The following is a 22,266-nucleotide window of genomic DNA, read 5'->3' on the forward strand; positions in this document are numbered from 1 at the left end:
TTTTATCACCTATCCCCTAAATCCTCCTTTATCCGACGACCAAGCCGCTCTAAGACTCCCATCTTTCCTGTGCCCTTTAGGGTATACAAGTGGGAGTTATACCCAAAGGGCACAGGCGAGCGGCTAAGTCCCTGGATAAGGTCGACTAAACTTCAGATGGGGTTAAAACCCCACCTGAAGCTAAGTCTCACTTTATAACTTATTGTCCCACAAAATTCCAGTTGTTATAATTATAACAAATACTTTTGAATCAAATTGGTTCAATAGGAGGAATATACCATGATCTGCCAAAATTGCAAAACGGAGATTCCGGCTAATGAAGAGAGTAAATATCGGGGACAGATCCTATGCGAAGACTGTTATATTGAAATGCTTGAGCCCCCGCGCAGTTGTGATGTCGCCGCTGTTTACAGCGCCAAATCTGCCCGCAAAGCGGCTGGTCAGGAAGGTACCGATGGCTTGACCGACCTGCAAAAAAACATCTACGACTATGTAAAAAAACAAGGTCCGGTTACGCATGACCAGGTTATGCAACACCTTAGCCTGTCCAGACTCCAGCTTGATAAAAACTTTGCCATCTTAAGACACTGTGAACTGCTTCGCGCTTTTAGAGAAAACGATCAGGTTTTTGTCACCGTTTGGACCGAAGGCGGCCCTGGTGAACTCAAAATTAACGATCGTTGATAATTAAAAAGAGATTGCTTTACTATTGTTCGAAATGAGTTAGTTCAATTTCCGTCATTTCGAGTAACAGCATGGCAATCTCTCTTTTGTTTTCAATTATTAATGTATGGCTCTTTTCTTAACTCTGCCACCTAGTACATCATGTACTTCGTGAATGGTAACAAAGGCGCCTTCATCTTTTTCATAAATAATCGACTTCAGCTTAGCGATCTCCAGACGGGTTATAACTGAATACAGCACCTTTTTTGGCTCGCCGGTAAAACCGCCGGCACCATGGAGCACGGTCACGCCCCGTCCCAGGCGGGCCATCAGCGCTTCGGCAATCTCCTCAGGGTTATCAGAAACAATCATAACTCCTTTTGACTCATCCAAGCCCTCAATTGTAATATCAATAACTTTAAAGGCAATAAAATACGCCACTAGCGAATACATCGCTTTCTCCCAGCTAAACACCAAACCGGCGCTGCTTAAGATAAACAAGTTAAAAAACATGATAATCTCACCGACAGAAAAGCCACTTTGTTTATCAAAGAGTATCGCCATAATCTCTGTACCGTCAAGCGAGCCGCCGTTTCTGATTATTAGGCCTACGCCGATTCCCAAGATGATGCCGCCAAAAACAGCTGCCAAAAATAAGTCATTTGTCAACTCAGACACAGGGTGTAACAAATAGACCCAACCAGCTAGCGAGATAATTGAAAATAATGTTGACAGGGCAAAACTTTTACCAATTTGCTTGTAACCAACATATAAAAACGGCAAGTTTAACAAAAGCACCAGAACACTCAAGTTGATACCGGTAATATGGCTGGACATAATAGCAATCCCGACAATACCGCCGTCAATAATCTGATTGGGCACTAGAAAGATTTCAAGACCTATGGCAGCAAGGATAGACCCAATAAAGAGCGTTAGATATTTCTTTATATGAAAAACCGCCACATTCCGGGTTTGCGGCATATCATCGCCTCCTTAGGTTTGACCTCACAGTATGCTATTTTCCGTATAATGCTGCTAATTGCTTTTTCACATCAGGATTTTCGAGATATTCATCATAAGACATACGACGGTCAACTATGCCATTGGGTGTAATTTCAATAATACGATTGGCAATTGTTTGAATAAACTGATGGTCATGCGAAACAAACAAAATTGTGCCCTCATAGTTAGTAAGCCCGTTATTGAGCGAGGTAATTGACTCTAAGTCCAAGTGATTTGTTGGCTCATCCAATAACAAAACATTGGCGCCGCTTAACATCATTCTGGACAGCATGCACCGGACTTTTTCGCCACCAGATAAAACATTAGCCTCCTTTAGACTCTCCTCGCCAGAAAACAGCATTCTCCCTAAGAAACCTCTGATAAAGGATTCTTCCTGATCACGGGAAAACTGTCGCAACCAATCAACAAGGTTTAGTTCTATGCCGTCAAAATACTGGGAGTTATCTTTAGGAAAATACGCTTGGCTTGTGGTCACGCCCCACTTGAATGAACCGCTGTCAGCCTCCATTTCTCCCATCAGTATTCTGAAAAGAGTTGTTTTAGCCATTCCTTCAGGTCCGACAAAGGCAATTTTATCACCCTTGGTTACCATAAAGCTCACATCATTCAATACCTGTTCGTCTTCGATTTTTTTGCTGATGTTTTCCACAGTCAAGAGTTGTGCCCCTGCTTCACGATCAGGCTTAAAGGCTACATACGGATACTTGCGGGAGGAAGGTCTAATGTCATCAATCGTAATTTTGTCAAGCAGTTTTTTGCGGGAAGTGGCCTGCTTGGATTTAGAGGCATTAGCGCTAAACCGCTGGATAAAACTTTGCAGGTCTTTAATTTTTTCTTCCTTTTTCTTATTGGCTTCTTTCGCCAGTTGCAGCGCAAGCTGACTCGATTCCAACCAAAAATCATAGTTACCGACATACAGTTGAATGTTCTGGAAGTCAATGTCGGCAATATGAGTACATACCTGATTTAAAAAATGCCTGTCGTGGGATACAACAATAACAGTGTTAGGGAAGTCAGCCAAAAAATCTTCCAACCAGGTAATAGAATCAATATCCAAGTGATTTGTAGGTTCATCGAGAAGCAGAATGTCAGGATTCCCGAACAGAGCTTGAGCTAAGAGCACCCTTACTTTTTCGTTACCGCTTATTTCTCCCATCTTAAGTTGATGGAGATCTTCCTTAATTCCCAAGCCATTTAACAGTTTGGCGGCTTCTGTTTCGGCATCCCAGCCGTTCAATTCAGCGAACTCGCACTCAAGTTCCGATACCCGTATACCGTCTTCATCGGAAAAATCCGGTTTAGCATACAGGGCATCCTTTTCTTCCATGATTGCATATAAACGGGAATGCCCCATAATAACCGTTTTTAAAATTTCAAACTCGTCAAATTCATAATGGTTTTGTTTAAGTACCGCCAGCCGCTCACCTGATGAAATGGCAACATCTCCGGAAGTCGGCTCAACTTCACCAGATAATACCTTCAAAAAGGTTGATTTGCCGGTGCCGTTTGCACCAATAAGACCATAGCAGTTGCCAGGAGTAAATTTTATATTGACATCTTTAAACAAAACGCGCTTGCCAAATTGTAGTGTTAGGTTATTTGTACTAATCATCGTTCTACCCATCTTTCCTAAATATTACTTACGAATAATAATTGTAACATATTATTGAGCAGAAATAAAGAATAAGCTTGCCAAACGGCAAGCTCCTTAAAACGCAGCAGGCTGACAACCATAACCAGCAGTTCCATCAACCAGACCGAGCAATCTCACTGCTGTTATAATTACATATCGCTCATTTTAATCCTCAATATCTATATATATTCCGGTATTTGTCTGATCACTTTGCTTAATGTGTCCGGCTAGCCGGTAAAAAAGACTCATTACTGAGTCGTTCGGTGAAGCGATTGTACCTGCGACACAAACCTCAGCGGTAAGATCAGGGAATATCTTCATAATGGTCATTTGTTCAAGCTGTAGTTTGATTTTATTGGCAAACGGCAAAATAAACCCTTTCCGGGTATTCTGGATAGTTACTAAGAAAGCAGCACTCTGCCAACGGCTAACTATATTCGGTGGCAAAATTTCGGCAGACAAGACTTCGGCAATTAGCCTAAGTGTTTGATCACCCACGATTGTTCCATGCTTATCATTAATTGCTTTAAGGTTAGTAATTTGAAAAATCAATACGCCAAAGGGTAACATACTTCGGCGAAGATCTTCTAATAAACTTGTCAGCTTTAATTCAGCATACTGGTGACTGTGCAATTCAGTAACGTTGTCTTTAAATGCTAAATTGGACAATGCCTGAATTTTTTCCAGACTATTATCAGCTAAGGCATTAAATATTTCAACAACAGCCACGACCTGTCCTGCATCGTTTCTCACAGGAATAGCCTTGAACTTTACCGCTAACTGATTTCCGGATTTACGCTGCAAATTTGTCTGCGTCTCGGAATATTCGTTGGTGGCGGCAGCCAGCTTCAACGGGCAGGCCTGCTCACACAGCCTATTGTCAGAATCACTGCTATTAAAAAGGTAAAAACAGGGTTTAGCCTGCATTTCAGTGGCTGAATAACCGGTAATACTCTGGGCGGCGTTATTCCAGTATATAGTATTTTGATTAGTGTCTACAATACGAATACCGTCAGCCACATTAGTCATTACGGCCTCAAGTATCGCAGAGCACGCTAGATGCTTTATCTCAGGCATATGCCAGCCTCCTCTAGTTTCAAGGGATAATCGCGCAATGACCTTGATTCTAGAAAAAAAAGGGAAATCCTCTTTTCTGCCTTTTCATATTACAGGTTGGTTCTCAAAATTGCAGTTCTTCCTTGCCCGGACTTGCATGCTTAATACCATGCCATGCTAGACGCATACAAAAAGGCACTATTTGCATAAAGCGTACAAATAGTGCCTTTTTTGTCTAGCGATGCTTACTGAAAAAGTCTAAGGCAACTTCAGGGAACAAGGCATAAGACAGTACATCTTCGGTTGAAGCATTGGGGTAACCCTTTTCAGCCAGATCCTGGCGCAGTGCGTCCATCTGCGGAGCAATGTCATCAGCTGGGCGATGAGTAATGATTGGCTCATCGCCAACAATCATCTTCCGGAATTCAGGGTCAATGGGCGCAGGGGTACGACCATACTTGCCTCGTACAATGTCTTTAATCTCCCTGGGAATTACTTTATAACGTCCCAGCATGACATTGAAGGCAGCCATAGAACCGGTAATCTGACTAGTCGGGGTAACAAGCGGCGGGTAGCCGAGTTCTGCCCGTACCCGAGGCATTTCTTCCAAAAGCTCAGGATATTTGTCAGCCATCCCCTGCTCTTTCATTTGATTCAGGAGATTGGATAACATCCCGCCAGGAATCTGGAAGGATAATACTTTGGTATCGATGTCAATAGCTGTATTAAGATTAAAGTCTCCAGCTAATTCCTTTTTCACAGCACGGAAATGGTCAGCAATTGGATAGAGCGCTTCTTTCTTAATACCGGTATCACGAGGAGTACCTTCCAGCGTGGCAACAATCGCCTCTGTGGCCGGTTGCGAAGTACCCAAGGCAAACGGAGACAGTGCACAGTCGATAATATCAACACCGGCTTCGATAGCCTTGAGGTAAGTCATGGAAGCCATGCCACTGGTATAGTGAGTGTGTAGTTCTATCGGAATAGTAATATCCGCTTTGAGCGCTTTGACTAGGTCATACGCGGCATATGGCGCTAAGAGACCAGACATGTCTTTGATACAGATGGAATCAGCACCAAGTTCAACCAAATCCTTGGCAACTTTGAGGAAACTTTCCTGATTGTGGTAGGGGCTGATGGTGTAAACAAAAGCTCCCTGTACATGCGCACCGGCAGCTTTAGACGCTTTCATAGCCACCTCCAAATTTCGCACATCGTTTAATGCGTCAAAAATCCGGATAATGCCTACGCCGTTGTCAACCGCTCTGTTGACAAACTCTGTTACAACATCGTCAGCATAATGATTGTAGCCAAGGACATTCTGGCCGCGTAACAGCATTTGAATGGGCGTCTTTTTTAGATATTGTTTCAGTGTGCGAAGGCGTTCCCAGGGGTCTTCACCTAAGAAGCGCAGGCAGCTGTCAAAAGTAGCGCCGCCCCAAGCCTCAAGAGCGTGGAAACCAGCCTCGTCAAGACGCTCTAGCATAGGAATCATGTCGGTAATCCGCATACGTGTAGCAGCGAGTGACTGATGACCGTCCCTCAGTACTGTCTCCACAATTTTTACGGGTTGGTTAGTGTTCATATTTTTAGCTCCTTCCCATCTCACTTTATTTTATTGTTAGTTTCAACCAAATGTAGGAAATACGTGGCAGCCAGTAAATCGGCAACACCACCGGGGCTAATATTATATTCAATAAAGGTTTTATCAAGCTCACCAATTTGCGCCCTACCAGCCTCTGTCAGCATACCGCCGTTATCCAGGACCGACCTGGCATGGTTTTGCACGTCAAGCAAAGTCTTCATCCCATGGCGATTTAAAATAGTGGTATCTTCAACAACTGTCATCAGACTCATAAGCGTATGTACCAAAGCATCATTGAGCGACAGTCCCTGTCCTAACGCGGCTTTCAATACCGGCAGCCCTTGCTCTCTTATGCTGGGTACACCTGCTTCAATTTCACCGCGAATACCTGTGACACCATATTTAATAAATAGTTTTTCTCCGGCTGTCAGTTTGACTGCTGCTTGTCCAACCTTCAGCGGTGCAAGCTCTCGCGCAACAATACCGCTCGTCATAGCAGCTGCTGTGTCTAGGATTTGATAGGCGGTAATAACCATCGACTGTCGTAATGTATAAGCGGCTGCAGCCGTAAGAATACCGAGCAGAAACAACAGTCCTTTTTGAGTGTTAACCCCGCCGGTTGCCTGCAGCATCTGCTGTTCGCCGTCTTTGCCGATTTGGCGCAGCACAGGCAGCAAATCCTGTGGTGCTCCCTGGTGCCCATACCCGGCAGCTGCACAGCGGAACATACTGCCAGCCAGAGCACTGCTACTCATCAGAAAACTAAAAAAATCCATGTCCTGGTGGGCACCGGGGTTATCGCGGTCTACCAGCCCCGGGGCCGGTGTACACGCTGCTTCCATCAGCATGGCTTCAACCGCCCATGAACCAAGATTCCAGACAGCTCCAGGCCATGGATTCGTGGTACCAGCAGCAAAAGCCATCAGCCGTTCGGCGACATTATCACCGATTTCCTTACTGCTATGTTTGCCTAACCGCCGGCACAATACCGCTGGCTGACTGCACAAAAAGCAGGTACGTTCACGGTGGCCCAAACTGCTACGGGAGATCTGCCCTCCGACAGCATCAAATACATCAATATCAAATAGCCTCGCGTAAAAGCTCGACTCCTCAATAGCTATACACACCTGCTTAATCTTATCGGCTTCACCGATAACAGCCAGAACGGCGGCCGGCCCGGTCAAAGGATAAATAAACCGTTCTTCTACAACGGAAAAGCCACTATCCCCAGCTGCAGCCCTGAACCTTTCAACCGCTGCCCTTAGTAAATTTTGTATATCCGGGCTACTTTTGACAGGGCCAGGAATATTGGTGGTAAAGCTAACTACAGGCAATTGATAATTACTTCTTAGTTCAGCTTGAAGGGAAGCCAGCCGTTCTTTCGCAGCCAGAACGGCCTCTAGGGTTACTTGATCCAATTCCCCATCTCCCTCTGTGATTCTCTATCCAATTCTACCATACTTTTCCCTAAATAGAAATTACCTATGCCATTTCTATAACGGTTTCCGTACAACATCGATAATAGTACCATCACGATATTCAATAACAGCCACGACTTCATCGCTTACTGCAATCGTTTCAGGTTTACCAGCCATATCATAAGCAAGTTTCTGCAGGTCCTGAATGCTCATAACAGGTAAGCCGGTGCCTTTCAAATTATCAATAAGATCGGTACGGCGCGGGTTAACAGCAATACCGCGTTCGGTGACAATAGCATCGACTGTTTCCCCCGGAGTGACAATTGTATTGACTTTATCCAGCACCATCGGCAGTCGGCCGCGCAGGAGCGGCGCGACGACAATGGCTAGGTTAGCACCTGCGGCAGTATCTGAGTGACCACCTGATGCACCCATGATAACGCCGTTGGAATCAGTAATAACATTAACATTAAAGTCAACATCTACTTCGGTCGCGCTTAAAATGACTACATCCAGGTTATTAACAATCGGCCCGCCGTTATGGGGATTAGCATAGTAGGAGGCCGACATTTCGAGATGGTTAGGATTATTTTTCAAAGACTCTATCGAGGGAATATCAAAATCTTGAGTGTCAAATATTGTTTTGATGAGTCCCTGTTCCAACATATCAACAAACGGCGCAGTAATACCGCCTACACCAAAGCTGGCAGTAATCCCTTGGGCAAGCATTTTCTCCTTGATAAACTTAGCAGCTGCCAATGAAGCCCCGCCGCTGCCAAGTTGCAGAGACCAGCCCTCTTTAAAGTACCCCGAATACTCGATAACTCCGGTAGCATACTCGGCGATCAGTAGTTCACGCGGATCACGGCTTATTCTAAGTGCGCCTGAAGCAATCCCCTTAGGGTCACCAATGCTGTCAAGCACAACGATGAAATCAACTTGCGTTTGCGGAATACTGATGGGGTATACCGGATGGGGTACAAGATTATCAGTGATGGCTACAACTTTATCAGCATAGGCGGCATCCACCATGGCATAACCCATTGAACCGCAGGCCGAAGGACCATTAATCCCATTCATATTGCCGTAGCGGTCACAACAGGGAGCACCGATAAAAGCCACATCAATCTTAAGATCGCCGGCTTCGATGGCACGAGCCCGGCCGCCATGAGACCGGATAATGGTCGGCTTAGCCAGCTTGCCTGAAGTCATGAGCTTACCCAGTTTGCCGCGCCCGCCGCTCGTCTCAATGGCGGTAATTACTCCTTGCTCAATAAATGGAATAACGGCTTCGTTAATATCATTAAGTGAGCTTGGCGCAAGCGTCAAGTCTTTAATACCTTTTTTGGCGATGGCTTCAACAACCTGATTAAGCACATAATCACCATTGCGGAAATGGTGATGAAAAGAAATTGTCATGCCATCTTTCAAACCGGCTGCTTCGATGGCTTGCTCAATTGATTTAACGATCTTCTCGGATTTAGGCATATTGACCCGAATTTTTGGCCCGACCATCCGCCCTGCGGGAATGGTGGCAAACGGGCCAGCATATGGGCGGACATGAGCCAACCCGGTTATTTGATCCGGAATAATTCTTCCAGCTGCATTTATCATGACGTAAACCCCCCTGTTACTTTTTAACCGACTTGGTGTAGGCCAGCACTCGCTCAGCCCGAAGCACCATTGGTGTATCAATCATCTTTCCATCCAGGTTGATAACCCCGGAATTGCGTTCAATCGCCGCGTTGTAAGCAGCAATCACGCGCTCGGCATGAGCAATTTCTTTTTCAGTCGGTGTAAAGATCTGATGCACAATGCGGACTTGACGTGGATTTATGACTGATTTTCCATCAAAACCAAGCTGTTTTATCATGTTGACTTCCGCAATAAAGGTCTCTTCATCATTTATATCAGAAAACACAGTGTCGATGGCATCAATACCGGCTGCACGGGCAGCCAGTAAGAGCTGCGATCTGGGTACAAACAGCTCTTTGCCATCTTTGCTGCGAGTAGTTTTAAGGTCAGCTATGAAGTCTTCGCCACCAATAGCAAGGGCAACCATCCGCGGACTCGCAGTAGCAATCTCATAAGCATTCCGCAGTCCCTTTGCGGTTTCAATAGCAGCCATCATACTAATTGAACCTGGCGTAAAGCCATAACGTATTTCTGCTTCACTGATCATAGCGTCAACTTCTTCTATATCGCGGGGTGACTCGGCTTTAGGCAGGCGGATTAAATCCGGTTTAGCCGCAAGTACTACCTTTAAATCATCTACGCCATAAGGTGTTTGAATATGATTAATACGTATCGCAACTTCACACGGATAGTTAAAGTGTTTAATGGCGTTATGCACAAGGTGCCGGGCTGCATCTTTTTCGCTGATCGCTACAGCATCTTCCAGGTCAAAGATTACAGTATCAGCGCCGTAAATACCTGCATTCTGCAGCATGGATGGATTATTTCCTGGCATAAACATCATGGCACGGCGTAATTTTTTTTCCATATTGTTTCCCCTCCTTAGCTAAGCGCCCGGCTGATTGCTGTTGTTACCCGTGCTTCAATAGTAAAATTCAATGCGCCTTTGTCGTTGGCATGCACAATAGCATCTTCAATACCGTGGGCGATAAGTGTGCTGCTAATTACGTTTTTAATTTGTTCTCCGTATTGCTGGACAGTAGGACTCACCAGTTCAATTTTTATTCCAGCCCCAGTCTCAGCTGGAGCCACCATTATTAGGATATCTGTGGATTCTACGCTGCCGGCTTGCGCCGCTTTCAGCAGTTTAGTCATACTAAATCCTCCTCCCCATGATTGACAATCTGACTACGGCATATTATAACTAATATTCTGAAAGAACAACAATACATATACACGATTGAAAGCCATAACATATTTGTATATCAGGCCCAACAAGTTTCCATCCTAAACAGGAGACTGGGGTACTGACGGCGTAAATAATAAGTACAGCTAATTGAGGAGGATGACTAATGGAAGACCGGGACTGGCTCATCTTACAGGCTCTGTATGAGCAAAAGAATATTACTAAAACCGCCCAAGCGCTATTCATATCTCAGCCCGCTCTGACGGCACGACTCAGAAATATCGAGGAAGAGTTCGGCATTAAGATTGTTTATCGCACTAGCAAAGGCGTACATTTTACTCCTCAAGGCGAGTACTTAGCTAAATCATCTACTGACATGCTCTTTAATCTGCGTAGAATTAAAGAACATGTTACTGATATGAATAGCAGCGTAGCCGGAACACTACGCCTAGGAGCTTCCAGCTATTTTACCATGTACATGTTGCCTCGCCTGTTAAAATACTTTAAACAAGAACACCCTCATGTTGAGTTTAAATTAACGACAACTTGGAGCCGGGATATCTTTAATCTGGTACATAATCAGGACATTCATATCGGTTTTGTCAGCTCCGATTATGGCTGGCAAAGCCAGCGGCATTTATTGTTTGAAGAGCCTATCTGTATTGCCTCAGCCAGCGAAATAAATATAAATGATTTGCCCAAGCTACCGCGAATTAACTATCAGACCGATTCCTTGATTAAAGCACAAATTGATAAATGGTGGCGGGAAAATTTCTCTGAACCGCCCTCCATCAGCATGGAGGTAGACAAGCTTTCCACCTGCAAGGAAATGGTGGTAAACGGTTTGGGCTATGGCATTATGCCCTCTATGATTGTAAATAACATTGAAAACCTGCATAAAATTATCCTCAAAGATAAAGAGGGTAACCCCATATTGCGCCGCGCATGGATGCTGTATCACGAAGAATTGCTGGAAATGAATATCGTCAACGCATTTGTTCAATTTGTTAAAAACAGGGACTTCCTTAACATCATTTTACCCCGTTAATAAAAGGCAATATGCTCATGTGAACTTGTTCGCATAAGCATATTGCTTTTCTCTGATAGAAACTATAAATACATGGAATATATAAATAACTTTGATAACCAGCCATAACGAGTTTGAATTTTACTTATACGCTGCAGTAATCTATACTCAGATTCGTACACGGTGGGAATTGTCGTAATTTTTAGTTAAGAAGGGAGAACAAAACATGCTCGCATTAATGGGATTTTTAATGGTTATCGTCTTTATGTACCTCATCATGACCAAGCGTCTTTCAGCAATGACCGCTCTGATGCTAGTGCCACTCGCATTTGGCATCGCCCTTGGCTTTGGACCTAAACTTGGTGCAATGTCGCTTGAGGGAATCAAAAAGGTTGCTCCTACTGGAATCATGATTTTGTTTGCCATACTGTATTTCGGCGTAATGATTGACGCTGGCCTGTTTGATCCGCTCATCAACCGGATTTTAAAAGCAGTTAAAGGCGACCCGATGAAAGTCGTTGTCGGAACAGCTGTTCTAGCTGGTATTGTTTCACTTGATGGTGATGGTTCAACAACCTACATGATTACCTGCTCGGCTATGCTGGCTGTTCACCGCCGCCTTGGCATTCATCCCATGGTCCTACCTGCTATGGCCATCATGCAGAACGGTGTTATGAACATCCTGCCATGGGGCGGCCCTACTGGTCGGGTTATGAGCGCATTAAGCCTTGAAGCGTCTGATGTGTTTGTTCCTTTGATTCCGGCGATGATTGCCGGCACCATCTGGGTACTGTTTGTAGCCTACCGTATTGGTTTGAAAGAACGTGCACGGCTGGGAACACTACACATGAATGATGTAATGGCTGAAACGGCAACTGCCGCTGTTGACGCCGAAGCGGAAAAACTCAAGCGTCCGCACCTGTTCTGGGTTAATCTTGGTATGACCGTTATTTTAATGGCTGCTTTAGTAAAAGAAGTGTTACCCCTTAATGTTCTATTTATGATCGGCACTTCGCTTGCCTTGATTATTAACTATCCTAAACTCAAAGACCAGCAGGCTCGTATTGCGACCCACGCTTCTAATGCGTTGCCCGTTATTGCCATGGTATTCGCAGCCGGTATTTTCATGGGCATCATGTCTGGCACCAAGATGGTTGATGCTATGGCTAACTCGCTGGTATCAGTCATTCCTGCCTCCATGGGACCACATCTGGCGCTTATTACAGCCTTGGCCAGCCTGCCCTTTACCTTCTTCCTTACCAATGATGCCTTCTACTTTGGCGTTGTACCTATTCTGGTTAAGACTGCCGCAACCTACGGCATCACTCCAGCTGAAATTGCCCGTGCTTCCTTAATTGGGCAAGGCGCACATCTCCTGAGCCCGCTTGTTGCATCAACGTACCTCCTGGTAGGTCTTAATGGTGTCGAGTTCGGTGATTTCCAGAAATACACCCTGCTGTGGGCAATCGGTACATCTTTAGTCATGCTGGCGCTTTCGCTGGCTGTTGGGATCATTCCTTTCTAAATTGCCGATTTTCCTAGAAATACGGCTGTTAAATACGACAGAACCTGCTTCTTCAGGTTCTGTCGTATTTCTACTTTTAGGTTTAAAGTGGTAATATATATTCATTACGCTAATAAAAAGGTGACATATGTATAAGCAATCACTGCCACTATTCGTACTTGCCGCTCTAAGCGGCTACTTATTCAGCATTGGCCATATCCCTTTGCCCTGGACATTAGGGCCGCTGGTTATGGCAATGACTTGGAAGACCATTACAAAAAAGCCAGTTTATTGGCCTAAAAAGTTCCGCAATATGGGTATGGTTGTTTTGGGATATATGATGGGAAGTCCATTCACACCATCTGTTGCTCATCAGGTGCTTTATCAACTACCGTTAATGCTGACAATCACATTAATCCTTATCAGTCTTTGCTTAGTTACAGGTTATATTGTCGGCCGTTATACGGGTGTTGGTGTAGCCAACAGCGTAATCGGCAGCATCCCTGGCGGCTTATCGCAAATGTCAATTATTTGTGAAGAAACCGGCGGCACCGATGTGTCAGTAGTAACTCTGATGCAAACGGTTCGTGTGATTACTGTTGTTTTTACGGTACCACTGCTGGCACTACACGGGATTGCTGACAAAGTTACTGCAACCAGCCGGCTAACAACCGCAATCGGTGCCAGCGAAATTCCTATACTGGCTGTCTTTGCAGTGAGTATCCTGGTGCTAATAAAACTAGCCAAACGTATTCATCTATCGAATTTATATGTAATTGTTCCAATCTTAGGCACAGCACTCCTTGTCTTATCTGGTGTACATGCTCCGGCGCTGCCTTCCAATGTTATTGCTCTAGCGCAAATCTTTGTGGGTATCCGGATGGGCATAGATGTTGATTTTGGCAGCCTAACCAACTGGAAAACTATTGCCCTGTCAAGTTTATTCAGCGTGTTGGCAGTAATTCTGCTTCTCCTCGGAGTTGCTTTCATCTTTTCTCATATCTACTCAATGTCATTGGTAACAGCTTTTATAAGTATGGCTCCCGGCGGGATGTCAGAAATGGGTCTGATAGCCCTGACAGCTAATGCTGATCTTCCCACTGTTGTAGCTTTTCAATTATTCCGCCTACTGTTTATCCTCATTGTATGTGTGCCTGCAGCCAGGTGGTGGCTACGCAAACAAGGTCATATGTGCAGCTAATTCACATTAGGCATGAAAGTATGATCCTTATTATGAGGTTGTAATTAACCCCGTTTTTGTTCAATATCCCGCAGCCGGTTCAGAAACCTCTCGACTTTGCCTACTTCTCCTACTACCTCATATTCATAAAGCCAGCCGCTTATTTCGCTGCGGCTCTCGACAAACCGGACATCGACCAAGCATTCATCGCCCAATATATCAGCCCGCCGCGGTTCAAGCGGGGTGATGACAGTTTCGTTGACTTTGACAAATTTACGCAAGTTATTTACCTCACTTAACTATGAAAATAATCTTTTCTCTATTATAGCAAGGATAACTAGTTCCCGTCATCGTGCAATTAGTTATCCGATGAAAAGTTTGATTTATCTTGACTTTTTTTCACTTTCATATTACATTGATGGTGTCGAGCCCTCTCCTTCAGAGGACAAAATATGACAAGGTGAGTGATTAATTAATGTCAGAAAGAATGAGCTTGCAAGACGTATTACGGGACTATGGTATCCCACTCGCAACCCTCAATGTAACAGCATCACATCAAGACTGCGCAGCTCTACGTGAACGTCTAATTGCCATCAGAGACCTCAGCCAAGCCAAAGAACAAGGCTATCTGGAAGTAGCTTGTACATTTTATATTGATGTCCATGATATTGACCGGTATTTATCCGGAGAACTGCCTACTTTAGCTGAAATCTACACTTTCCCTGAAGATGTAAAAACCCATAAGGAGGAATAACATGAAAAAACTATTGCTATTTACTTTTCTGTTTATGTTTGCATTTACTACTGTAAGTTATGCTGCCGTAAGCGGCTCTAAATCAAAGACTTCAACTCCTGCTCCCAAGCCTCCTACAACCCAGACGGCACCTAGTACCAGCGACTATAAGCCCTCGGCTCCAGCTCAGAGTTATAGCGACAAAGCACCTGCAGCGGCTGCAAAACCTAATTCTCAAACAGCTCAACAGCAAAACAGCGGCGGCTTTCTGCGTAACGCGGGTCTCTTTGGCGGCGGTATGCTCTTAGGCAGTATGCTTGGCGGCATGTTCGGGTTTGGTAACTCAGGCATGTTTGCTTCAATTATGGGTATGTTGTTCAATGTAATACTTTTAGCCGGAGTATTTATGGCCGGACGCTTTTTGTGGGAAAAGTTCAAGAATAGAGATAAAAAAGAACAGCGATAACGAGTACCGGGATGCAACCTGCATCCCGGTTTTTTATTCCCTCATATCTTGTCCTCAATAGCCTCTATTACACTCTGGATAACCTTTTTCCTGGCATACTCTTTAGAATTGGCTTCTACCAATGTCCAAGGGGCATAGGTCGTACTTGTGCGGAAAAACATTTCGTCAACGGCATTTTCATATAACTCCCACTGTTCCCGGTTGCGCCAATCTTCTCCGGTAATTTTCCACTGTTTTCCCGGGTTAGCCAGCCGTTCTTCAAAGCGACGTTTTTGCTCGTCTTTATCGATATGCAGCCAGAATTTTACGAGTACTGCACCAAAATTGGCCCACTGTTCCTCCATCTCATTAATTTCTTTATAGGCCCGCCGCCATTCGTTTTCCCGACAAAAGCCTTCTACCCGCTCAACCAGAACCCGGCCATACCAGCTGCGGTCAAAAATCGCAATATGTCCTGCTTTAGGAACATTGCGCCAAAAACGCCACAAATAGTGATGGGCTTTTTCTTCAGCCGTTGGCGCACAGATTGGAATAACGGTGTAACCGCGCGGGTCCATATCTTGAGTAAGACGGCGGATGGCACCGCCTTTGCCTGCAGCGTCCCAGCCTTCAAACACAATAATCACCGGTATACGTTTGCTGTAAATAATGTGTTCCAGTTCCCTTACTCTGGTCTGATAAAATTTCATTGAGTTCTCATATTCAGTATCCTTAAGGCTCTTTGTCAAGTCAATCCCGGCTAGAATGGATGAGGTAAATATTTTTGACAGCCCTGAAGCGGGCAAATGTTTGTCAGTTGATTTATCCTTTTTTACATTGGCTGCAGCAGCAGCAACGGCCAACCGTTTTTCCATGGCTTCGATGACTGTAGCAATGATTTTTAAGGTAGCATATCTCCGGTCATGGGCTTCAATAATTGTCCATGCAGCACATTCAGCGTCTGTCTGCTGCATTATTTCTTCGATGGCTAAAAGAGATTTATTATATTGCCTATGATGCTCCCAGTCAGCTTCTGTTACCCGCCAGGCTGTAGCCGGGTCCTGTTCCAGTTTCTCCAGCCGTTTGCGCTGTTCTCTTTCGCTAATGTGCAGGAAAAGCTTGATGATTAGTGTCCCATCGTCTGACAGCTGCCTTTCAAAAGAAAGGCTGTCATGAAATGCTTCTTGCACGTCATGGGCGGTAGCGCCCTGCCCCACTCTGTCAGCTAAAATTTTACTGTACCAACTTCTATCCAGTATTACTATCCGTCCACACTGGGGGGTTTTGTTCCAAAAGCGCCAGAAGTAAGGCCGCATCATTGCTTCTTCATTGGGCTCTCCGATAGAGTAGACATTAAACCCGCGAGGATCGAGAGATAGAATAAGCTCATTAATCAGGGTTCCTTTACCAGCTGCATCCCAGCCCTCGAAGAGAATTAAGACCGGAATTCCTAAATCTCTGGCCTGACGCTGTAACTCACCTAGCTGTTCACGCAGTCCGTCAATCATCTCTTTGTACTCGACTTTGCCAATCTTCTTCTTCAAGTCCACCTTTTCCAGCATACGGCTGCCTCCCCCGCTTAAAATTATATCCTGGCGCCTTCATTTACTTTGCAACTATCCTTATTTTAGCAAATCCCTTGATTACAGTCACAGGTTTTAAAATATTCTATACTCTGTTATACATTACTCCATCGTAAAGGGGTTATACCTCCAAAATATAAAACATTCGGATTGCCTATCCAGCGCAATCCGAATGTTTATATCAGTTACAAATCTATACTTCTATATCTACCCTTTGACGGATAAGGTCTTGCTTCTTAACAGTATTGCTCTGCTCTGTACTAGCCGGCTGATCCTCTGTCTTTTTCTGTTTTAGCTGCTGTATTTGCGCCTCCACAGTTTGAATCTGTGCTTGGATTAGCTGGACTTTCTTTTGTTTATCTGCTTCTTTTGTCTTTTTGTCCTGATTTATTTCATTTATTTCCTTCTGCAGGTCTTGCTTTTTTTGTTCCAAGGTTTTAATTTCATCCTGACTACTTTGGCTGGTTTGACTTAATTGGACACTGGTAGATTGACCAATGGACGATATTGCCATATCAAATATCTCCCTTCTCATAGCAAAATTATGCTCTTTAACTATTATCGGAGGTTATTATTGGAAATTTCTTTGAAAAAACTTAATTAATGAACGCCTATTTATAAAACCATACACTTCTTCGACTACTTTATAAATTTTCTTTGATTTTTCTTGGAAAATAAATGATTTTCCAAGATTATTCGTTTACAATCAGAAATAGCAATTATAGCAATATGATATAGGCTATGCACTAAAAGGAGCCGCCATTGTGAAACTACTCTTAATTGAAGATGAACGCCGCCTCGCCGAGGCATTATCCCATATCCTCAAAAAACATGGCTACGCAGTTGATACTGCCTTAGACGGAGAAACCGGCTTAGACATGGCCGCTACCGGAATCTATGACATCCTTATTTTAGACTGTATGCTGCCTGTACGAGACGGTATTTCTGTTTTAAAGGAATTCCGCGGGCTGGGATTTGAGACCCCCGTGATTTTTTTAACGGCAAAGGATTCAACCAAAGATAGAGTAGAAGGTTTAGATGCTGGTGCTGACGATTATCTAGTAAAACCCTTTTCATCAGATGAGCTGATGGCTCGTCTCCGGGCTTTATCCCGCAGACAGACCAAGCTTTTACCTAACGAAAAACTGGAAGCTGCCGGCTGGGTATTAGACCCTCTACGATGTGAAGTAACTAAGGATAACGAAATTATCAAACTAACAACAAAAGAGGCATTGCTGCTTGAGTTATTAATGCGTAACTACGGACTAGTTGTCAGTAAAGAGCGCATCTGGGAAAAGATTTGGGGCTTCCAGACTAATATTGACATAGCTAATGTTGACCTTTATATCCATTATCTGCGCCGGAAACTTAACACATCATTTATTAAAACAGTTAGAGGTATTGGCTATTACTTAAGGGGTGAAGGTCATGTTTCGTAAATTGCGCCTCAAATTAACCCTGGTAAACATGGGCATAATGGCTCTCTTATTCCTACTCTTGACAGCCGGCAGTTACCTTTTCGCTCAGGATCGACTAACTACAGGCGCAAATTTCTTTTTAAAAAGAGTAGCCGCAGACTTAATCAGCGGTAGGTTTAACGATTTGCCACCGCGACCTAACCTAGGTCCAGGCACACGTCTTGATCCTGGACCAGGTCCTGCTCCTGATCAAGAACCAAGACCTGGACCTGGACCAGGTCCAGGTTTTGGTCCTGGTCCTTCTGTTTTCTTTGTACGGATTAACGAACTTGGGCAAGTAGTGACCCATTCATCCAATCTGTCCTTATCGTCAGAGGATCTAGCTTTATTATTGAAACAAATACTTGCTTTGGGTCTTGATCACGGCACTGTCGAGTTCGCTCAGGTTGACTACATTTATTTAAAAGCAAATATTCCTGATCAACCAGACAGCTATCTTCTTTTCCAGGATTTTTCCCGCGAAAAAAATGCTATGAGGATTGTTATCACTGCACTAATTCTAATAGGACTGGTATGCATTTTTCTATCTTTTTTCGGCAGCCTGTATATGGCAAACAAAGCCATGATCCCCATCCAGCAGGCTTGGCAACAGCAAAAGGATTTTCTGGCAGATGCTTCTCATGAACTTAGAACCCCCTTAGCAGTCATCCAGACCAATCTAGAAGTAGTGCTCTCAGCGCCAGAGGATACTGTGAGGGAACACGAACATTGGCTTGACAATATCCAAACAGAGGTTTCGTGCATGACTAAGTTGGTCGATTCTCTCTTATTTCTTGCTCGCGCCGACTCTCATCAGCAATTTCTGCAAAAAAGCACCTTTGACTTTGGAAAAGCAGTATGGCTGGCAAGCACCCCTTTTGGCCCTTCAGCCGAGCGTAAAAATATCAAATTGATCATTCAAACAGAAAATGTTACCTATTTAGGTGATGAAAGCAAGTTATGTCAGGTAGTCGGCATTTTGACCGACAATGCCATCCGCAATACCCTTGCCGGCGGGGCTGTAACCATAGCATTACACCGCACACTAAATTCTGTTATCCTTTCTGTGCGCGACACAGGGGAAGGTATCGCCGCTGAGCATTTGGATAAAATTTTTAACCGCTTTTACCAAGCTAACCCATCTCGCTCTGACGGCGGCGCAGGTCTAGGCTTATCTATCGCAAAACTAATTGTAGAGAGCCATGATGGTACTATCGCTGTCAGCAGCTCCCCGGGGGCGGGAGCTACGTTTACGATTGTTTTGCCAATACCTCAAAATATTATAGAAACTTTACCCGCACATGTAGGGATAAAAAAAGGCAATCCCTAAACATAGGGATTGCCAGGTATCTCAGGACGCTGCTTGCGTCCTGTTTTTTTGTATCTAACTACTCTTTTATTTTTAACTGATTGCAATTAGCAAGAGCAAGTTCTTTGCTCCTATCATTAATCTTTGCCACAGTTTGGCCAATATACCCGGTACTACCGCTTAAGACGTCAAGTAGTGAATCATGCTTAAACTTAAGCAGGCCAATTGCGGATTTTTCGCCCAAAGCCTCCAACATCATCAAATATTCGTCAGAGATACCAATGGGAATTCCCATGGCCTCTATAGCTCTAGCTAGTTTACCTGTTTCTTGCAGCAATGAACGAACATCCATGCCATTTAGAGAAAACTCAATCTTAGACCAAAATTCTACTGGTTTATACATTGAATACTCATATTGCATCATCCGGGCAACAAAGTCCTCACTAAATTTAAAGCCCAACTTTTCGGCTTGTTCAAACCAGACAGTTCCAGGAAAAACTCCTGGAGGATTGATAATGACGGTATCTGGTCTAGTTCTTGCTACTAGCCTTAGGTTTTCTTGGAACACCTCACTAAGGGTGATTCCGTCAAGGACTGGGCATGGGTAAATCATCGCCAAACCAACCCTGCAAGTTTTTCCGGTTTCGGCGGCAGCTAACCGAATGCACTCGATTGTTTCAACGATTTCCTGTTGTGAAACTCCTTTATTCATAACCTTAGCATTAATAGCATCATGACCTGTTTCACCGCCCATAAAAACAGCCTTAAGCCCAGAATTGAGCATCAACCGGTAGGCATTATACGTTTTTGTAGATGCTTTACCAGCGCGGACAAACATTGAATAGTTAATGTCAAAATTATTCTCAAGAAGCATTTGCGCAATGGCTTGTCCATGCTCCGGAGGGGTTTCTGAACTGCTGAAACGAAAAAAGGCAATTCCCTGCTGACTCATTGCCAGGATTTCGTCCTTAATTTGTTCTACCGGTCGTGGGATATAGCAACTGTTTTGTCTGGTATGTGAGCAAAAGCTGCACTTACTCCAAGTGCACCCAACCCCATCAATCAGCGTATGAAACAAGATTTTATCGTCCATGTCCGCTGGTCTGTATCGGGGAATTGTAAAAACAGCAGGCATATACTGGTTTTCACTACTGTAATGTCCGGTTCTAATAAGCAAGGAAGAGCTTATTTCCTGCCGAACGACTTCCAGAAAGCTCTCTTTATCAAGCACTGCTTTTCTTTTTTGAAGCAGTACTGCCAGTATTTCTTCCCCTGGCCCCATAATCGCTAAATCAAAGGCTTCTTGAGCAAAGATCTCTGAACCGTAAACCTTTACCTGTGGACCTCCTGCTATTACAACTGCTTCAGGATTAACGGCCCGAATTTTTCTAGCTAGCGCTACACTCCATTTGTACGCTTCGCCGTTCCATACTTTGATTCCAACCAGGGGAATATGCTCGGCGCTAACAAGAGCAGCAAGATTCTCAATCAGTTTCTCCAGGTAGCTCCTCCGATAATAAAGGGACAATGCATGCAATGGCCACGCTAATAATAGTAAAATATACGCAACTATCTTCATACCACCGCCGAATGCTTTTAGCTGCAAAACAGAGAGCAACCGCAGCATCTTTAGGTACCAGCGAGGAACACCTTTCTCAGGACCCGAAACTCGCTGTTCATCGGCAACATACACAATAAAGCCTCGTTCTTCTAAATGGGTTCTAATTATGGCGAGGCCGTTTTCCAAGGCGGCGTCTGAAGCAATCCTCTGCCTGGGAGCTAGACTGTTGACAAGCAATACATCAATGTTCCTCATAATTTTTCTACCTCCGCTTTCAAAAGATCAGCTAAATTAGTCAATATCTTATCTGCCGCAATGGGGAAAAGACGCTGCATTTTTTCGAATAATTGCCGGGAAATAACCAGAATTTCCGAGTCATCAACTGCCGTAACACTTTCCGACTGAGGCTGGTTAGTAATAATCCCGATCCCACCGAATGATTGGCCTGGCTTAAGGGCATATATGCCGGCCTTGTTTCTTACCTCTACAGTACCTGACAACAAAGTGAATACCTCATTACTGATGTCACCAGCGCAGACTATACTGTCACCCTGTTTGCAGGGAAAAACTGCCCCTAGACATAATAAATTGGATGTTTCTTCAGCATCCAATCCCTTCAATAAAGCAATTTTTTCATTTGGCTTACCGCCTAGCTTGGAGCCAAGATATTCCCACAGCTCCTGTTTACTTACGAGTTGACTATTAACGCATTCCCCTGCTTGAGGAAATGAATTAAAAAACTGAGAGGCAATCAACGCATTACCGTCTTTTTTCCTAGCAACCCTGTATAGTGGCGATCTAACTGCCTTTAAGTGGTCAACATCTTCAATAATCAGATTAAGCGCCACTAGCATCCCATAGCCTGGATCACTGAAGTTTGAGCCAAATCGGCGAAAACCCATTTGCTCATAAAGCTGAATATTGCATGGGTTGCCACCGCCAAGGCAAAAATGCACCTGCTGAAGCCGGCATATCTCATACGCCTTAGCAAGCAATAAGTACAAAGCAGGCGTTTTTCGATACTTTGGCTTTACGGCAAGTTTAGTGGACAAAGCAATTAATTTGTTAGGTTGATCTTTAAGAATATCCTGTAATTTTTCCATTTCAAAAATAGTTACTATTTCCTTAGGGAGTCTGCTTAAAAACCCTCTTGTTTTTCACCGATTTTGAAAGAAAAAAGGTCTTAGCCGTCGAATACTACTAGTAAAGACAGGTAGAAAGAGGGTTGAGTGATGTTCCGCTGGGATCATGTACAAACTAGTTTTTAC

At 44.2% G+C, this 22,266-nt stretch carries 21 protein-coding genes; 8 read left to right on the plus strand and 13 right to left on the minus strand.

What is annotated here, in order from left to right; genetic code table 11:
- Positions 1 to 279 precede the first annotated feature (279 nt).
- Entirely contained in the window at positions 280 to 684 is a 405-nt protein-coding gene (locus VN447_RS09815) for a hypothetical protein (RefSeq protein WP_325525101.1), read from the plus strand.
- 99 nt (positions 685 to 783) lie between these two features.
- Here the strand turns inward: VN447_RS09815 and VN447_RS09820 are convergent, their stop codons facing one another.
- The 8 genes from VN447_RS09820 to citD form a co-directional block, all read right to left on the minus strand.
- The gene (locus tag VN447_RS09820; protein ID WP_325525103.1) at positions 784 to 1,644 is read right to left on the minus strand and encodes a YitT family protein; all 861 of its coding nucleotides are present in this window, start codon (positions 1,642 to 1,644) and stop codon (positions 784 to 786) included.
- 34 nt (positions 1,645 to 1,678) lie between these two features.
- Positions 1,679 to 3,298 (minus strand): ABC-F family ATP-binding cassette domain-containing protein, encoded by a 1,620-nt coding sequence (locus VN447_RS09825; protein ID WP_325525105.1) that lies wholly within the window; start codon positions 3,296 to 3,298, stop codon positions 1,679 to 1,681.
- Between the two features lie 186 nt (positions 3,299 to 3,484).
- The gene (locus VN447_RS09830) at positions 3,485 to 4,396 is read right to left on the minus strand and encodes a sensor domain-containing diguanylate cyclase (protein ID WP_325525107.1); all 912 of its coding nucleotides are present in this window, start codon (positions 4,394 to 4,396) and stop codon (positions 3,485 to 3,487) included.
- A 214-nt stretch (positions 4,397 to 4,610) separates the two neighbouring features.
- The gene (locus VN447_RS09835) at positions 4,611 to 5,960 is read right to left on the minus strand and encodes a pyruvate carboxylase subunit B (protein ID WP_325525109.1); all 1,350 of its coding nucleotides are present in this window, start codon (positions 5,958 to 5,960) and stop codon (positions 4,611 to 4,613) included.
- Positions 5,961 to 5,980: 20 nt separating this feature from the next.
- Complete coding sequence (citX, locus tag VN447_RS09840; protein WP_325525111.1) at positions 5,981 to 7,378, minus strand: citrate lyase holo-[acyl-carrier protein] synthase; 1,398 nt, start codon at positions 7,376 to 7,378, stop codon at positions 5,981 to 5,983.
- 75 nt (positions 7,379 to 7,453) lie between these two features.
- Positions 7,454 to 8,992 (minus strand): citrate lyase subunit alpha, encoded by a 1,539-nt coding sequence (citF, locus tag VN447_RS09845; RefSeq protein ID WP_325525112.1) that lies wholly within the window; start codon positions 8,990 to 8,992, stop codon positions 7,454 to 7,456.
- A gap of 16 nt (positions 8,993 to 9,008) precedes the next feature.
- A complete protein-coding gene (locus VN447_RS09850) occupies positions 9,009 to 9,881 on the minus strand; it encodes an aldolase/citrate lyase family protein (protein WP_325525114.1) in 873 nt (290 codons plus the stop codon).
- A gap of 14 nt (positions 9,882 to 9,895) precedes the next feature.
- The gene (gene citD, locus VN447_RS09855; RefSeq protein ID WP_325525116.1) at positions 9,896 to 10,168 is read right to left on the minus strand and encodes a citrate lyase acyl carrier protein; all 273 of its coding nucleotides are present in this window, start codon (positions 10,166 to 10,168) and stop codon (positions 9,896 to 9,898) included.
- 197 nt (positions 10,169 to 10,365) lie between these two features.
- On the opposite strand from citD, the gene VN447_RS09860 reads away from it, so the two are divergent.
- From VN447_RS09860 to VN447_RS09870, 3 genes are all read left to right on the plus strand, one after another.
- Complete coding sequence (locus tag VN447_RS09860; protein ID WP_325525118.1) at positions 10,366 to 11,247, plus strand: LysR family transcriptional regulator; 882 nt, start codon at positions 10,366 to 10,368, stop codon at positions 11,245 to 11,247.
- Positions 11,248 to 11,452: 205 nt separating this feature from the next.
- Positions 11,453 to 12,751 (plus strand): CitMHS family transporter, encoded by a 1,299-nt coding sequence (locus VN447_RS09865; protein WP_325525121.1) that lies wholly within the window; start codon positions 11,453 to 11,455, stop codon positions 12,749 to 12,751.
- Positions 12,752 to 12,878: 127 nt separating this feature from the next.
- Positions 12,879 to 13,931, plus strand: a complete 1,053-nt coding sequence (locus tag VN447_RS09870; RefSeq protein WP_325525123.1) for an AbrB family transcriptional regulator — start codon at positions 12,879 to 12,881, stop codon at positions 13,929 to 13,931.
- Between the two features lie 44 nt (positions 13,932 to 13,975).
- Here the strand turns inward: VN447_RS09870 and VN447_RS09875 are convergent, their stop codons facing one another.
- Positions 13,976 to 14,191, minus strand: coding sequence for a hypothetical protein (locus tag VN447_RS09875; RefSeq protein WP_325525125.1), 216 nt, complete (start codon positions 14,189 to 14,191; stop codon positions 13,976 to 13,978).
- Positions 14,192 to 14,385: 194 nt separating this feature from the next.
- Here VN447_RS09875 and VN447_RS09880 point away from each other — a divergent pair, with 194 nt between their 5' ends.
- Both VN447_RS09880 and VN447_RS09885 read left to right on the plus strand, forming a co-directional pair.
- The gene (locus tag VN447_RS09880) at positions 14,386 to 14,664 is read left to right on the plus strand and encodes a hypothetical protein (RefSeq protein WP_325525127.1); all 279 of its coding nucleotides are present in this window, start codon (positions 14,386 to 14,388) and stop codon (positions 14,662 to 14,664) included.
- A gap of 1 nt (position 14,665) precedes the next feature.
- Complete coding sequence (locus tag VN447_RS09885) at positions 14,666 to 15,109, plus strand: hypothetical protein (protein WP_325525128.1); 444 nt, start codon at positions 14,666 to 14,668, stop codon at positions 15,107 to 15,109.
- A 41-nt stretch (positions 15,110 to 15,150) separates the two neighbouring features.
- Here VN447_RS09885 and pap read toward each other — a convergent pair whose 3' ends face one another.
- Positions 15,151 to 16,650: a polyphosphate:AMP phosphotransferase gene (gene pap, locus VN447_RS09890; RefSeq protein WP_325525130.1), complete on the minus strand. Its 1,500-nt coding sequence runs from the start codon at positions 16,648 to 16,650 to the stop codon at positions 15,151 to 15,153.
- A gap of 214 nt (positions 16,651 to 16,864) precedes the next feature.
- A complete protein-coding gene (locus tag VN447_RS09895) occupies positions 16,865 to 17,185 on the minus strand; it encodes a FlxA-like family protein (RefSeq protein WP_325525132.1) in 321 nt (106 codons plus the stop codon).
- A 250-nt stretch (positions 17,186 to 17,435) separates the two neighbouring features.
- Between VN447_RS09895 and VN447_RS09900 the strand changes: the two genes are divergently transcribed.
- A complete protein-coding gene (locus tag VN447_RS09900; RefSeq protein ID WP_325525134.1) occupies positions 17,436 to 18,110 on the plus strand; it encodes a response regulator transcription factor in 675 nt (224 codons plus the stop codon).
- Positions 18,100 to 19,458 (plus strand): HAMP domain-containing sensor histidine kinase, encoded by a 1,359-nt coding sequence (locus VN447_RS09905; protein ID WP_325525136.1) that lies wholly within the window; start codon positions 18,100 to 18,102, stop codon positions 19,456 to 19,458. The genes VN447_RS09900 and VN447_RS09905 overlap by 11 nt, the downstream gene beginning before the upstream one ends.
- A gap of 58 nt (positions 19,459 to 19,516) precedes the next feature.
- On the opposite strand, the gene VN447_RS09910 is transcribed toward VN447_RS09905, so the two are convergent.
- Positions 19,517 to 21,253, minus strand: coding sequence for a B12-binding domain-containing radical SAM protein (locus tag VN447_RS09910; protein WP_325525138.1), 1,737 nt, complete (start codon positions 21,251 to 21,253; stop codon positions 19,517 to 19,519).
- Positions 21,250 to 22,101, minus strand: coding sequence for a cyclic nucleotide-binding domain-containing protein (locus VN447_RS09915; RefSeq protein ID WP_325525140.1), 852 nt, complete (start codon positions 22,099 to 22,101; stop codon positions 21,250 to 21,252). Before VN447_RS09915 ends, VN447_RS09910 begins: the two co-directional genes overlap by 4 nt.
- Between the last annotated feature and the right edge of the window lie 165 nt (positions 22,102 to 22,266).

This window comes from Sporomusa sp. (assembly GCF_035561155.1).
Classification (GTDB): domain Bacteria; phylum Bacillota; class Negativicutes; order Sporomusales; family Sporomusaceae; genus Sporomusa.